This is a genomic window from Thermococcus sp. M36 (assembly GCF_012027355.1).
Taxonomy (GTDB): Archaea; Methanobacteriota_B; Thermococci; order Thermococcales; family Thermococcaceae; genus Thermococcus.
In genome coordinates this window covers 329,679-343,626 of the sequence record NZ_SNUH01000002.1, presented here as the reverse complement: position 1 = coordinate 343,626, position 13,948 = coordinate 329,679, and the positions used below count along the sequence as shown (strand labels likewise).

The 13,948-nt window shown below is 54.9% G+C and carries 15 protein-coding genes and 2 tRNA genes; 5 read left to right on the top strand and 12 right to left on the bottom strand.

Going from position 1 to position 13,948, the window contains the following annotated elements:
* Positions 1-5: 5 nt before the first annotated feature.
* Complete coding sequence (glmU, locus tag E3E36_RS09660) at positions 6-1,265, bottom strand: bifunctional sugar-1-phosphate nucleotidylyltransferase/acetyltransferase (protein WP_167895194.1); 1,260 nt, start codon at positions 1,263-1,265, stop codon at positions 6-8.
* Positions 1,262-2,071: an undecaprenyl-diphosphate phosphatase gene (locus tag E3E36_RS09655; RefSeq protein ID WP_167895388.1), complete on the bottom strand. Its 810-nt coding sequence runs from the start codon at positions 2,069-2,071 to the stop codon at positions 1,262-1,264. Before E3E36_RS09655 ends, glmU begins: the two co-directional genes overlap by 4 nt.
* Positions 2,072-2,246: 175 nt before the next feature.
* On the opposite strand from E3E36_RS09655, the gene E3E36_RS09650 reads away from it, so the two are divergent.
* Positions 2,247-3,320 carry an NOG1 family protein gene (locus tag E3E36_RS09650; protein ID WP_167895193.1) on the top strand — a complete coding sequence of 358 codons (1,074 nt, stop codon included), beginning with the start codon at positions 2,247-2,249 and terminating at the stop codon, positions 3,318-3,320.
* A gap of 174 nt (positions 3,321-3,494) precedes the next feature.
* Complete coding sequence (locus E3E36_RS09645; RefSeq protein WP_167895192.1) at positions 3,495-4,400, top strand: zinc ribbon domain-containing protein; 906 nt, start codon at positions 3,495-3,497, stop codon at positions 4,398-4,400.
* A 5-nt stretch (positions 4,401-4,405) separates the two neighbouring features.
* Here the strand turns inward: E3E36_RS09645 and E3E36_RS09640 are convergent, their stop codons facing one another.
* A complete protein-coding gene (locus E3E36_RS09640; RefSeq protein ID WP_167895191.1) occupies positions 4,406-4,798 on the bottom strand; it encodes a 30S ribosomal protein S8e in 393 nt (130 codons plus the stop codon).
* Between the two features lie 134 nt (positions 4,799-4,932).
* Here E3E36_RS09640 and E3E36_RS09635 point away from each other — a divergent pair, with 134 nt between their 5' ends.
* Positions 4,933-5,823 (top strand): hypothetical protein, encoded by an 891-nt coding sequence (locus E3E36_RS09635; RefSeq protein WP_167895190.1) that lies wholly within the window; start codon positions 4,933-4,935, stop codon positions 5,821-5,823.
* Here E3E36_RS09635 and pyrG read toward each other — a convergent pair.
* Positions 5,820-7,421, bottom strand: coding sequence for a glutamine hydrolyzing CTP synthase (pyrG, locus tag E3E36_RS09630; protein WP_167895189.1), 1,602 nt, complete (start codon positions 7,419-7,421; stop codon positions 5,820-5,822). The genes E3E36_RS09635 and pyrG overlap by 4 nt on opposite strands.
* A 114-nt stretch (positions 7,422-7,535) precedes the next feature.
* Between pyrG and E3E36_RS09625 the strand changes: the two genes are divergently transcribed.
* Positions 7,536-8,465 (top strand): hypothetical protein, encoded by a 930-nt coding sequence (locus tag E3E36_RS09625; RefSeq protein WP_167895188.1) that lies wholly within the window; start codon positions 7,536-7,538, stop codon positions 8,463-8,465.
* On the opposite strand, the gene E3E36_RS09620 is transcribed toward E3E36_RS09625, so the two are convergent.
* The 4 genes from E3E36_RS09620 to E3E36_RS09605 all read right to left on the bottom strand — a co-directional run bounded on the left by E3E36_RS09620 (position 8,466) and on the right by E3E36_RS09605 (position 9,432).
* Positions 8,466-8,843 (bottom strand): DUF555 domain-containing protein, encoded by a 378-nt coding sequence (locus E3E36_RS09620; protein ID WP_167895187.1) that lies wholly within the window; start codon positions 8,841-8,843, stop codon positions 8,466-8,468. It abuts the gene before it with no gap.
* 10 nt (positions 8,844-8,853) lie between these two features.
* Positions 8,854-9,141 (bottom strand): DUF357 domain-containing protein, encoded by a 288-nt coding sequence (locus E3E36_RS09615; protein ID WP_167895186.1) that lies wholly within the window; start codon positions 9,139-9,141, stop codon positions 8,854-8,856.
* Between the two features lie 125 nt (positions 9,142-9,266).
* Positions 9,267-9,344 (bottom strand) — tRNA-Val (locus E3E36_RS09610).
* A gap of 10 nt (positions 9,345-9,354) precedes the next feature.
* Positions 9,355-9,432: transfer RNA gene (locus E3E36_RS09605), tRNA-Ala, on the bottom strand.
* 124 nt (positions 9,433-9,556) lie between these two features.
* On the opposite strand from E3E36_RS09605, the gene E3E36_RS09600 reads away from it, so the two are divergent.
* Positions 9,557-10,708 carry a M20 family metallopeptidase gene (locus tag E3E36_RS09600; RefSeq protein ID WP_167895387.1) on the top strand — a complete coding sequence of 384 codons (1,152 nt, stop codon included), beginning with the start codon at positions 9,557-9,559 and terminating at the stop codon, positions 10,706-10,708.
* Here the strand turns inward: E3E36_RS09600 and E3E36_RS09595 are convergent.
* From E3E36_RS09595 to pth2, 4 genes are all read right to left on the bottom strand, one after another.
* Positions 10,701-11,534, bottom strand: coding sequence for a GNAT family N-acetyltransferase (locus E3E36_RS09595; protein ID WP_167895185.1), 834 nt, complete (start codon positions 11,532-11,534; stop codon positions 10,701-10,703). The genes E3E36_RS09600 and E3E36_RS09595 overlap by 8 nt on opposite strands.
* The gene (locus E3E36_RS09590) at positions 11,509-12,246 is read right to left on the bottom strand and encodes a phosphoglycolate phosphatase (protein WP_167895184.1); all 738 of its coding nucleotides are present in this window, start codon (positions 12,244-12,246) and stop codon (positions 11,509-11,511) included. The genes E3E36_RS09595 and E3E36_RS09590 overlap by 26 nt, the downstream gene beginning before the upstream one ends.
* Positions 12,247-12,321: 75 nt before the next feature.
* Positions 12,322-13,572: a tRNA pseudouridine(13) synthase TruD gene (gene truD, locus E3E36_RS09585; protein ID WP_167895183.1), complete on the bottom strand. Its 1,251-nt coding sequence runs from the start codon at positions 13,570-13,572 to the stop codon at positions 12,322-12,324.
* Between the two features lie 3 nt (positions 13,573-13,575).
* Positions 13,576-13,932 carry a peptidyl-tRNA hydrolase Pth2 gene (gene pth2 / locus E3E36_RS09580; RefSeq protein WP_167895182.1) on the bottom strand — a complete coding sequence of 119 codons (357 nt, stop codon included), beginning with the start codon at positions 13,930-13,932 and terminating at the stop codon, positions 13,576-13,578.
* Positions 13,933-13,948: the final 16 nt, after the last annotated feature.

Here is a 13,948-nt window from a genome sequence, read left to right as displayed (position 1 = left end):
ACCGCTCATAACTCCCTCACCACTTTTTCCTGCTTCACAACGACAAGACTGTTTCCGGGAACGTTTTTGTCAACGACGACCCCCGGCCCAACAAACGAGTTGCTCCCTATCTTCCGGCCGGGGTATATCGTAACGTTTATTCCGATCTTCACCCCGTGCCCGATTATGGCCCCCAGCTTGTGCCTCCCTGAGTCTTCCAGCTTCCCCTTTATCTCAACCTTTACGTTGCCCCTGTCATGCCTCAGGTTGGCAGTTATGGTTCCCGCCCCCAGGTTGGTGTTCTCGCCGATTATTGAGTCGCCGACGTAGTTTAGGTGCGGTGCGTTGCTGTTGTCCATGATTATCGAATTCTTTATTTCAACAGCGTTGCCAACGTGGCAGTTGTCACCGATGCTCGTGTAGGGCCTTATGAAGCAGTTCGGGCCGATGCGGGAGTTCCTGCCGATCTTTACTGGCCCAATGATGTATGCCCCGCTCCTTACGACGGTCCCCTCGCCTATCTCGACAGGCGGGACTATGGTGGCTCCCTCTTCGACTATGCCCTTGATTGAGTGCTTCAGCCTGTTCCTGAGGAGGTACTCGTTGAGCTCCAGCAGATTCCACGGCCTGCCAACGTCGTTCCAGTAGCCGGAATAGACCGCGTAGGTTATCTTCTTTCCCTCCTCGATCATCAGGTTCAGGGTGTCCGTTATCTCGTATTCGTTCCTGCTGCTCAGGGGGGTCTTCTCGATGAACCCGAAAACCTCTGGCCGGAAAACGTAAACTCCAAGGTTGGCGTAGCCGGAGACCTTACCGGGCTTTTCCTTTACTGCCTTGACAAGGGGCCCCTCCACATCAATCTTGCCGAAGTGGCTCAGGTCGTCGAAGTGCTTAACGAGGAGGGCGGCGTCGGCCTTCTCTTTTCTGAACGCTGAGATAAGCTCCTTAATGCCATCTATTTCAAAATATATGTCTCCATTAGCTACTATGAACTCTTCTCCGTTGATATGGTCCTTGGCGGACTCTATTGCCTTTGCGGTACCTTCCCCCGGCAGCTGTTCAACGTAGGTTACCGGCTTCCCGTTGAACTCGTCGCCCAAGGCCTCAACCAGCCGCTCCTTCCGATAGCGGACTATGACTATGAACTCGTCAACGAAGGGATCGAGGTTCTCCATCACATACTCTATTATCGGCCTGTTGGCAACCTTGAGCACAACCTTGGGCCTGTCATCGGTGAGGGGCCTCAGCCTTTCCCCTTTTCCAGCTGCAAGGATTACACCCTTCACAGAACCACCCCCAGGAGATAGACAATTACCGGGATCATCCCGAACGCACCTAGGAAAGCCCTCTCTCCCATGACGTCCACGAATTTAATAAGTGCGTTCATCGCCAGCATGCTCGCCGCAAACGCAGTCAGGAACGAGGCAAAAAGCAGAGACACCGGCAGCACCGGATCCCACCTTATGAACAGCAGCCTCGTTATGAAGTATGCCGGGGCTATTAAAAAGCTCAGTTCAAGGGTTCTTTTTACTCCGACCCCGGTGCAGACCAACCCTAGGACGACCAGCCCGCTCCTGGAAATCCCCCCCAGAAGCGCTGCTCCCTGGGCAAGCCCAGCCGCCACAGAATCTATGAGGGTGGGCTCGCCGCTCTCTGCCCTCAGCTTTTCCTGAACCCTTTTCAGGGGACAGCGAAAGCGGCCGAAGAGCAGTGAAAGCCCCAGGAGCATAGCCCCCACAAGGGCGTTTACCAAGTCGGCGGCTGACCTGCTGAGAGCGGTGCCGGGCCCCACCATTACGGGGTAGCCTATGAGGACGGTGAAGAGTGAGGCGTAGACGAGGTACCTCACGTCTGAGTCGGGGGCCCTCATCAGTACACGCTGCGATCCCGATGCTATCCTCTCCCTGAAGTAAAAGAACACAGCAAACGTGGTCCCCAGGTATGCCGGAACAAGGTAGTCGGCATAGCCCGGCGATAGCAGTGACAGCACTCTCTCCACTGAGTACCCGTCCGGGCTCATTGGGAGCCATGAACCGAGACCGATAATAATCCCTGAGATCAGAGGGGTCAGGTACCCTTCAATATTTACCATAGCAACCACATCGGAGATTTTAACGACAGGTAACATAAACTTTTCGAGGGGGCGCTGTGAAACCCGCGTGTGAACACCACAGTCGCCCTCTGCTCAAAACCTCAAGCACCTGGCGAACCTTTAAATACTCGGCCGAAAAGCTAAGCACCGCGAGAGAAAAGGAGAGGTGGGAGAGATGAAGAACCCGTTCGAAAAAATGCCGACTGTGCTTACCGCTGACGAGCTCATCGACAAGGCGTTCCGGAGGGCTGAGAAGGCTGCATCAGCCTTTATGCCCAAGGGCGGCCCGAGGGCAAAGGCGAGACAGAGGGAGGAGCTCAGGGTAAGAACTGTCTCCAACGTTGTGAGGGATAATCTCAGGAAAATACTTGACAGGACTCCGGGCGTTTCAACACTTCCTCCTTTCTACAGGGAACTGGTTGACACGCTCGTTGACAGAGACCAGTTCCACCGCTCGCTGGCCCACGTCAACTGGGCGATAAAGACGATACGCAACCTCGAGCAGCGCTATGTTGAAAAGATAAGGTATGAAAGGGATCCAAATGAGATAGCCAGGCTCAGGAGACAGTTCTACGGCCGCGTTGCAGACATATTAAGGGACATAGCGGACGACCTTGAATACCTCAACCAGGCAAGAAATGTGCTGAAAGACCTTCCAGTCGTTGACCTTGAGCTTCCGACGGTTGTCATAGCCGGCCACCCCAACGTGGGCAAGAGTACCCTTCTGCGCGCACTTACAAACGCGAAGCCGGAGGTTGCCAGCTACCCCTTCACCACCAAGGGCATAAACGTCGGCCAGTTCGAGGAGCACTACCTGAAATACCAGGTCATAGACACGCCCGGCCTTCTCGACAGGCCGCTGAGCGAGAGGAACGAGGTCGAGAGACAGGCTATCTTAGCGCTCAAGCACCTCGGAAGGGTCATCGTCTACATCTTCGACCCGAGCGAGTACTGCGGATTCCCGATAGAGGAGCAGACCCACCTCTTTGAGGAGATCCACCGTGAGTTCGGCGAGTTCCCGTTCATAGTCGTCCTCAACAAGGTGGACATAGCCGAGGAGGAGAAGATAAAGGCTGTTGAGGACTTCGTCCGCTCCAAGGGGCTTGAGCCGCTGAAGATTTCGGCTCTGAACGGCGAAGGATTAGACGAGCTGAAGGAGAAGGTTATAGAACTCGTTAAGCCGATAGTCGAAGAACAGGCAAAGAGGATAATAGAGAAGGAGCTGAGGAAGTACAGGGAGGAGTTTTAGGCTTTCTTTTCCCGTTTCCCCCACTCATTCTCCACGTCTCGACGTTTCTATAGAGCTCCCTAGCCTTTAGCTTTCCCGCGAGTTTTTAACACGCCAAAGTGCTATAGATAATTTTCAGTTTTCACTTGGGAGATGTTATATACTTTGAGCACGTATTCTTATTGGGTGAAGCAGATGGAGTATTCTAGGATTGAGAAGATACTTGCGAGCTTGTTTGTCGTTTTCCTTCTCCTTGCGAGTATCAACTTCCTCCGCGAGCTTGAGGACATCCCTCAGAGGCCGGATTACAGGTATTACCAGGAGAAGTACGGTATATCGAGCCTTTACGAGAACCAAAGCCGTCTAATGAAGCTTGAGAAAGACCTCTTCCAGATATACCAGCAGGCCGAGTCCAATCTGACGGACGTTGAGAGGATATATCTCTTTAAAAGGGAAGAGTACAGGGTGGCGCTGGAGAGCGGGAACGTCACAGAGGATACCCCCAACAGGCTGAAGGAGGAGTACCTGTCCGCAAAAGAAGCCTATGAAAATGCCTACTACCAGTACCTCAGCGCAAAGGGTGCTTATGGGCAGGTTCACAGCCAGCTCGAAGAACTCAGCTCCAGAATCCGGGAGCTGGAAATGAGGGCAAACGAGGAGTACAGCCGTGCATACCAGATGTACAGACTTAAGGTTCTTCTTTTGAAGCTAACCTTTGTTCTGCCGCTCTTTGCGGTCTCTCTGCTGCTTCTCAGGAGATACAGGAACATCTACACGTCCTCTCTTATTGCGTACTCATCCCTGCTCCTGCTCTACTTGATACTGTCGGCCATATGGAGCACTGTGCAAGTCATAGGATTGAGCCTATTTGGGGCATTCACAACGTTTGTAGCCCTCTACTATCTCAGGAGGGAGTACTTCGGGCCAGAGAGAATCTACAAAAGGAGAATTGCCCAGGGAAAATGCTATAACTGCAGCTTCCCTGTAAAAGACGACTACCTCTACTGCCCCAACTGCGGTGCAGAACTAAAAGAAAAATGTGAGCACTGTGGGGCCCTAAAGCCGATCCACTTAGAGTTCTGCCCGTACTGTGGGAAGTAGCGCCATCAGGCGCTCTCTTCTTTTATCAGGATAGCGTTGACAACTCCATCCTGGCCGGGCCTGCTGGTGACGATGGCCCTGCCGGCCTCGGTTTCGATGATGGCGCCCCTGGTGATTATGTTTCTCCTGACGTACTGCCTGTTGGCGGGGTTCTCAAGAACCCTAAGGATTTTGACCTTCCTGCCCTTGCCGTTCTCGAAGACGTTGGCGTAGAGGGCCTCAATGAGGCGGACCTTCCTGTTGCCGCCGTAAGTCCTGATTATCTTCCTCTTCTCCCTCTCTTCAGCGACCTTGGTAAAAGCCGGCTCCCTTCCGAGTTCCCTCTTCCTCTTCTTCCTAGCGAGGATAATCCTTCCGCCTGAAGGCTTCTTGAGTGATCTTCCCTGCCAGATAGCCATTTATCTCACCTCATGAGATTGATATCGCCTTTACAACCTATCGCCACTTTGGGAGGTTCGTTTATAAGCTTTTCTGGAACCCCTCCCGGAAAAACTTTAAAAGCCTTCCGTTCCTTACTCCAACCGGTGGTGGTATGGGAGCAGTAGACGCTTTTGTGAGGACTTTCTCTCTCATTTTGGAGAACAAAAAACTATACCTGCTGGCGCTCATCCTAGCACTTATCCTGGCTCCCATCGGGGCGTACCTTATCCCGAACGAAATGCCCTACGAGTACAACCAGACGACGATGCAGAAGGGCAACGTCATAATAGAGGAGTACGGGAGCCCTATAAACGGGGAAGACATGGGTCTTTTCATTCAGCTCATGAAAGGGCTGGCGGCCTATCTCCTGATCTCAGTAATCCTGAGCTCTATCTTTGAGTACGGTGTGGTCAAAGGAGCTCTGTCTTACCTCGCCGGGGAAGAGCGCTCCCTTGGAGAGCTCATCATTGCAGGTATAAGGCACTTTCCGGGCGTGCTGTTGATAAACGTCATATACTCCCTCATCGCCCTGGTGTTCATCGGGGTGGCTTTCCTGCCGATAGTTGCGGGCATTTTGACCCTTCCAGTCGGCGGGATTCTTATCTTCATTGGGATAGCTATAACGGTGTTCGTCGCAGCAATCGTGACCTCCCTCTCAGCAATCTCCATCCCCCTCTACGTGGACAGGGGGAGCATAGGGGCAGCCTTTGAAGCCTTCGGGCGGGTCTTCAAGAACCTCCTCTCAAGCGTTGGCTTCGGCTTCCTGATGTGGGTCGGAGTCGTTGGAATAGCTATGATATCGGCGCCCATAGGTTTCGTGACAGAAACCTTCCTCACCTCAGGAATAGGAGCCTACATATCCGGGTTCCTCCAGGCACCGTTCAACGCGCTGCTCTACACCTTCATGTGGGTCGCGGGAGTGGCGTTTTACAGGGAGCTCCAGAGGACCGAAGAACTGAAAAAAGTGGACGAAGAGCTGGCGGAGCTCGGGATCGAGGTTTAACCTCCATACTTCTTCTCTTTTGCCGCCTGAACCAGCCCCTTGAAGACCGGCGCCGGGTTCATCGGCCTGGACTTGAACTCCGGGTGGAACTGGGTGGCTATGAAGTACTTCCTGTCTGGCAGCTCCAGTATCTCCATCCTCCTGCCGTCGTCGCCGGCTATGCCGCTGAAGATGAGGCCTGCCTTCTCAAACTTCTCTATGTAGTCCGGGTTGACCTCCCAGCGGTGTCTGTGGCGCTCGTAGACTATCTCCCTGCCGTAGAGCTTTCTCGCGAGGGTGTTGGGCTTTATGTGGACGGGATAGGCACCGAGCCTCATCGTCCCGCCGAGCCTGTCCAGGTCGCGCTGTTCGGGCATAAGATCAACGACCGGATACGGTGTCTGGGGGTCTATCTCGGTTGAGTGTGCCCCCTTCAGGCCGAGGACGCTCCTGGCGAACTCCACAACGGTGAGCTGGAAGCCGAAGCAGATGCCAAGGAATGGTATGTCGTTCTCCCTCGCGTAGCGGGCGGCCATCATCTTGCCCTCTGTTCCCCTCGCGCCGAAGCCGCCGGGAACGATTATGCCGTCAACACCTTCGAGGAGCTTGAAGCCGTGCCTTTCAAGGTCTTCGGCCTCCACCCAGCGTATTTTGACCTTCACACCGTTGGCGACGCTGGAGTGTTTGAGGGCCTCCTTTATGCTCAGGTAAGAGTCGGCAAGCTTGACGTACTTGCCGACCACGGCAATCTCAACGGTATCCTCAAGGGACTTGTACCTCTCGACCATCTCACGCCAGGCATCAAGGTCCGGCTCCTTCTCAGGGAGGCCGAGCCTCTTGGTGAGGTATCTCGCCAGTCCCTCCTTCTCCAGCATGAGGGGAACCTCGTAGGTGTCCTCGACGTCGTAGGCGCTGATAACTGCCTCGTCCGGAACGTTCGTGAAGAGGCTTATCTTGAGCCTCGCGCTCTCCTCAAGCGGCTCCTCGGAGCGGGCGACTATCGCGTCCGGTTGGATTCCGAGGCTTCTAAGCTCCTTAACGCTGTGCTGGGTCGGCTTGGTCTTCTGCTCGCCGACGACCCTTAACTTGGGCACGTAGGTGACGTGGACGAAGGCGACGTTCTCCCTTCCTTCTTCAATCTGCACCTGCCTCGCGGCTTCGAGGAAAGGCATGCTCTCTATATCGCCGACGGTTCCGCCTATCTCGACCACAACGACGTCGTAGTCCCTGGCGATGCGCCTTATGCGCTCCTTTATCTCGTTGGTGATGTGCGGAATGACCTGGACAGTGGCGCCGAGGTACTCTCCCTTCCTCTCCTTCTCGATGACGGCGGAGTAGACCTTCCCCGTGGTTATGTTGTGGTCGAAGCTCAAGCTGGTGTCGAGAAAGCGCTCGTAGTTTCCTAGGTCGAGGTCGACCTCTCCGCCGTCGTCGAGGACGAAAACTTCCCCGTGCTGGTAGGGGTTCATCGTTCCGGCATCGTAGTTGAGGTAGGGGTCGATTTTGATGTTCGTAGTTCTAAAGCCCCTGGCCTTCATGAGCATTCCGAGGGATGCGCTCGTTATCCCCTTCCCGAGCCCGCTGACTACACCACCCGTGACGAAGATGAACTTTGTCATGGCAAAACCTCCACCTGTTATGTCGTTGGTTGATTGATGAGTGCTTAAAAGCTTTGTCGAAATGCGGGGAAAACCTTAAATTGAAAAAAGATACGCACTACTTGATGATGTAACATGGGGGCTCTTGAAACTGAAATTGGAAGAACGCTCATAAATAAAAAGTTCCTTGGGGCTCTCCTGATAGCTGTACTCCTCACCTATGGGCTTCCGTTCCCGTTCATCAAGGGATTTCTGGGGGATTACGGGAAGATCAAAGAAATTAGGAAGCAGATGGAGAAAGAAAACGAGGCGATAGTATGCCACAGGGTTTATGACACCGATCCGGAGTTCTTTAGTAGCCACGGAATGAAGTGCAACGACGAATACTACCGGCCCAACGGGACGACGGTCGGATGCTGCGGGATGAGCGTTTACAGGGACACCTACTGGCAATACCTGAGGGTGAAAGGCGACCTAAGGAAAGAACTGCCAAAGTTCCTCCTCTTCGTTGTCTGGGCGTTTCTCTCGCTCCTCACTTTCAGCTACGCCCTGATCAACATCGCTGCAGGCCTATCCGAAGGCAGGGAAGTGTCGATCAGGAAATCTATTCTCTCCGGCTTCCGCGCGCTCCCCGCTCTAGTAGCCTCGGAGTTCATAATGCTCCTCGCCCTCCTGATAGCACTGATCCTTTTGGCAATCCCCATAGCAGTACTCGGCCCCGCCGGTGGGCTGCTCGTGGGGGTTCTGGCAGGGCCGGCCTTTGCCCTTGTGATCCCCGCATACTATTTCACACACAAAATTGGGGGCGTTGGAGAGGTCTGGAAGATCTTCAAAAACAACCCCACCAGTTACATTGTCCTGGGGATACTCTTGGGGACCCTCGACACGATAATGGCCTTCCAGTACGAACACTACCTGGGAATCGGAACGCTCATGATAATGCTGACCGTTGGAGCACTGAGGTACGTGGTCAGCAGTATAGGAGCGCTGGAGGTGTACCTGGAGGGCGGTGGGGCAACGGGGGAGGAAGAGGAAGAAAAGTGGAGGATAGAATGGGAAGTTTGATCATTCCAGCCCGACGCCGTCGCCCTCGTCCTCCTCGGTCAGCTCCCGTATCTCGTAGACTTTGAGGGGAACCTTTTTGAGAGCCTTGCCTATGACGGCCTTAGCGATTCTCTCGGCGTGCTCCACAGTCTGGGCGTTGTAAACTTTTATCGTGAGATACATCCCAACCAGGCCGACCGACCCTATAACGAAGGCGCTCTCAAAGTGGGCCCCACAGACGGGGCACTGGGAGTAACCTATTTCAACCCTCACGAAGTCGAGCTTCTCCTTGTTGAGCGCCTTGGCGACCTTGGAAACGGCAACGTTTATCGCGTCCTCACTCGTCTCAACGTCCCTGACTATGATGGGTGCCTCCAAAACAACGACGTAGTCTCCCATAGCCCTCACCTCAGCCAAAGGCAAAAAGCCTGTCGTCCTCTCCCCTGAAAACGCCGAGCCTCACACCGGCGTCTATGAATCCGTGAGCGTAGTTCAGCGCGGCAAAGGCGGTGACGTAGTCTCCCTTTTCGTAGTAATACTTTGCATCCTCAAAATAGCTCCGCGCCATCGTCAGGAAGTCCTGGGCAACAACCCACAACAGGCTCTTTTCGTGGACGGCTATTTCAAGGGTCTTTAAAGCTTCTTCAGTGATTCTAAAGTACTTCTGGAGCTTTTCCTCGGTTATCTCCCGTCCCACCGGTCTCGCCTCACGGTTGGTTGGATAAGAGTCTTATAAACCTTATCCTGCAAACTTCTCCTACGAGAAGTTTGATCAAGGTTCGTGGTTCCCCTTAAACAACCTTTTAGAAAAAGCTTGTTTTCTGGTGGGCCCGCGGGGATTCGAACCCCGGACCTCCACCTTGTCAGGGTGGCGTCATAACCAGTCTAGACCACGGGCCCAACCCAGGGATGGTGGACCGGCCGGGATTTGAACCCGGGGCCTCCGCCTTGCCAAGGCGGCGCTCATACCAGGCTGAGCTACCGGCCCACTCCCATCGACGCCGTAATCACCTATCAGGGCGGGTTTATAAATTTTGCGGTCGCGGGAATTCATTCAGACACCCATCGAAAAGTTAATATTCTTGTTTTTCAAAAATCCGGTGGTGGCCCTCATGAGTATAGACCCAGTTTTTGAAGCCAAAAAGATAGAGAACGAGATAATCGCATGGCGCAGGGACTTCCACATGCACCCGGAGCTCAAGTACGAGGAGGACAGAACCTCCCGGGTAGTGGAAGAACACCTGCGTGAGTGGGGATACTCCATTAAACGTGTCGGGACTGGAATAATAGCCGACATTGGCCCGAGCGGGAAAACGATAGCCCTCCGCGCTGACATGGACGCCCTGCCCGTCCAGGAGGAGAACGACGTTCCCTACAAATCCAGAATCCCCGGAAAGATGCACGCCTGCGGCCATGACGCCCACACGGCAATGCTTCTTGGGGCGGCGAAGATAATAGCCGAGCACGCTGACAAGCTCAACGGGAGGGTTCGCCTGATTTTCCAGCCGGCAGAGGAGGGCGGAAACGGTGCGGTGAGGATGATAGAGGGCGGTGCGCTGGACGGCGTTGATGCCGTCTTCGGCTTCCACGTGTGGATGGACATGCCCAGCGGGATCATAGGCATCAGGGACGGACCTTTTCTCGCCGGGGCCGGGATATTCCAGGGGAAGATCATCGGAAAAGGCGGTCACGGTGCCTCGCCTCAAGAGACCGTTGACCCTATCCCGATAATGGCTGAGACGGTTCTAGCGTTCCAGACGATAGCGAGCAGAAACGTTCCCCCGATAGAAACGGGGGTCGTTAGCGTTACAAGCATCCACGGGGGGACGGCTTTCAACATCATCCCCGAGGAGGTTGAGTTCAAGGGAACGTTCCGCTTCTTTAAGCCCGATATCGGGGAACTCATACAAAGGAGGATGCAGGAGATCCTGGATGGGGTTACAAGGGCCCACGGAGCCGAGTACGAGCTGAGCATCGAGGAGCTTACGCCCCCAACGGTGAACTCCCCCGAGATGGCGGGCTTTGCAAGGAAGGTGGCTGAAAAATATGGAATGAAGTACGGGGAAGTCCCGCCGACGATGGGTGCAGAGGACTTTGCCTTCTACCTCCAGAAGGTTCCAGGGGCGTTTTTGGCCCTGGGGATACGGAACGAGGAGAAGGGTATCGTTTACCCGCACCACCACCCCAAGTTCGACGTTGACGAAGGCGTACTATACCTCGGCACTGCGATGGAAGTTGCCCTTGCCATGGAGTTCCTCAGGTGAGCTCCTTCGCGAGGATCTTAATTTTTCCCACCTTTTCAGCGCCGAAACTCTCAACACTGCCCGGCAGGAGTGTCAGAACCCGCTCAAACCCGAGAACCTTCGCCCTGCCAAGAACCGCCTTCAAATCCTCAATCCTGCCCCAGAGTAAGAGGGCAACACCGTTTCTCCCAGGGAGATTTTTCAGCGCGTAGTACGAGCCGCCGCTCCTGCCGGATTCGACGGTATAGTGAATCCCGGCGATGTTGTCCTTAAAGGCCGAGAAGAACATACTGTAGGAGCTCTGAAAACGGCCCGCAGCGAGTTCGAGGTTTTTAACGTCCTCCCAGCCAAACTCCGAAGGCTCCACCGTCCCCCTTCCCTTCGCCGGAACCCATAGGGTCGTTCCCGTGAAAAGCTCAACGTTAAAGCCGAGCTTTCTGTAGAATCCCTCCGCACCCTTATCCGGCTGGACCGTCAGCATCTCGACCTTCCGCTCTTTAGCGACCTCCTCAACGAACTCCATCAGCAGCCTTCCGATTCCCCTGCCCCTGTAGTCGGGGTGAACCTCGATAACGTCCACATGCCCTATCCGCCTGACCTCTCCACCGAAGGGCTCCTCGGAAAACAGAACCTCGACCTCGCCAACGATAGTACCGTTTAGCTCGGCGACAGCGGCAAGCTGCTCATCAAGGAGGAGGTTGTTGAGGTGGATCGCGCAGGTCTCAACAGCCATCCATGGCCCGCCCTTGGTGTAGCGTTCGTAAATGCTACCGTTAAGCCTCTCGCTGGCTGTGTGGAGTGAAACTATCCCTTCAACATCATCAAGGGCCGCCAAGCGGATTCTCATCGGCCTCACCAAGGTATCCGAACTTCTCCAGCACGTGGAGTATCCCCTCGGCACCGCCGGCCCCGTAGATCTTTTTCGTCACGTAGTCCGCCTCTTTTTTCAGGCTCTCTGGCGCCTGGCCAACGGCGACGCGGTAGCCCACGACATGGAAGGCATCGAGGTCGTTCTCGCCATCCCCTATGTGGGCGACCTCCTTAGGGCTTATTCCCAGAATTTTACAGGCCTTCTCTATCCCCGTCCCCTTGTTTATCCAGGGCTTCTTGATGTGAATCGCAAAGCCAGAATCAACCGCGATGAGGTTGAGTTCCAGCTCGGCTATTATATCGCGAACGGCCTCGACAGGAACCGTTCGCATAATAACAAGTCCGGCCTTTCTCTCGGGCATCGAGAAGCTCATGACCGCCTCGGGATACCGTCTCTTTATCTCGCTCCAGAGAATCCACTCCTCGTCCATCTTCGTCAGGTAAACCCTTTTCTTCAGCTTTCCTTCTTTGATGGAAAGTGCTCCCCCGTCCTCGGCAACAACCGGGCCGCTCGTGCCTATCATTATCGCCATCGCCTCAGCGAAGGGAACAGAGTTGCCTGTGACAAGCATGACAGGAACGCCCAGGCGCTCAGCCAGCCTTATCGCCCTCAGAGAATCCTCATGAAGCCGCCTGTCCGGGTAAGTGATGGTACCATCTATGTCAAGGGAAATAGCCTTTACCTCCATGACCCTCACCACTCAAGTGCCAGCAAAATAGTAGAACGCAGGCAAATAAAAAGTTTTTTAACATGTCCGGGGCAATCAGTGGTCCTTCATTATCTCCCTGAGCACGCTGGTCGCATAAACACCTTTCGGAAGGAAGAACCTGAAGCACATTCCAGTTTCAGGCACGTAGCCGTAGGTCAGCTCGAGGGGCCTTATCAAAAGCTCCCTCCTTCCGCCGGCTTCAGCCATCGGTTTCGGAAGCTTTCTGAAGACTTCAAGGGATATCCCCTCCGCCTCAAGGATTTCCTCCTCCAGCCTTCCTGGAACACCACTGGCCCTCCTCATGGCGAAGCCAAAGAGGGGGCCGGACACCATCGCCTGGTTTTTCTTTATCTTCCCGTTAACGAAACTGACGTTGGTCTCGGTGACGCGGTAGGTTCTGTCTCGGTAGGGGATGCCACCTTTAAGCTGGATGACTATATCCCCCACTAGGGCCTCGTCGAGGGGGATGCCCTCCTCGATGCGCCTTGAGATGTAGAGGTTGAAGAGGTAGCCCTGGTAGGCGTGGATGAAGATGCGCATTATGGGAAGCGGAAGGCTTAGAAAAGCCCTCTTCCAGCTCCCGGTCTCTTTGTAGCGGTGGAGTATGGTCCTCTCGTAGCGGAGAAAGCTGGGGAACTCCTCCAGGGCCCTCTCAACGTCCCCGGTCTCCCAGAAGTGCTTCCTGGCCTCGTCCCCCTCCATTCCGCCACCGTGGGCGCCGAGGAAGAGCCTCGCTGCACTCTCAAAGTCCCCCTGCAGGAGGAGTTTTCCGATCAGGTGGTTCGTGACGCGCTTCTCCCCGAAGCGCTGGTAGCCAAAGTAGTTGGGAAAGCCGCCCCTTTTCTTCAGCTCTCTCACTATTTCCTTGGTTCTCTCAAAGGCATCCTCACCAACGTCGCGGACGATTATCCTGAACCTGTTTCCACGGAGGTAGCCAAGCTTGATAAAGCGGCCGTAGGAAACGAACCTCAGCTCGATGTCCCTTATCTGGACGTTCTCAACTGCCTCCTTTGCCCCTGCCGGCACGCTGATGTACTGGTAGGTCACCGCGTGCCTGTCCTTCGTCCCGGCGAAGCCTATGTCCCTGTAGTTTATCCCAGCCCGCTTGGCTATCTCCTTGACGGCGCTCATGGTGTCCCAGTTTCGCTTTTTGAGGAGAAACACCGCGTGCTTCTTCCCCTCGAATATCTGGGGCAAGGGGTCTTCGATGACGACGAAGTCCTCAGGTTGAGCTTTGATCCTCCCCCCTATCCCGGGGGTCTCACTCAGATAACGGAATTTGGAGAAAAACTCGCGGTAGTTCATCTCTCACACCAGCTTCAGGTGTCCAGTAACTTTATCGGCCAGCTCCTCCGGGGCCGGGCCGATTGCCAGCACGGTTATCGTTCCAGGGGGGATCTCAGTTAAACCAGCGTCCCTGATGAGCGCCGTTGGGATGCCGAGCTTTTCGGCCTGGGCCTTTAGCTCGAAGAGCTCCCTTTCGTTCTCCGCCTTGACGACGACCTTCTTCTGCCCCTCGTGGAACCAGGCCTTGAACCACTCCGGCTTCTCCTTCTGGGCCTTGAGGGCAGCAGTAACAGCCCCGTGGGCCACCTGGACGGCGAACTTACCTTTGCTGAGCTTGAGATCCTTCCGCGAGACTATGACCTGCTTGTACCTGAACATGGTTCACCCCGGAGAA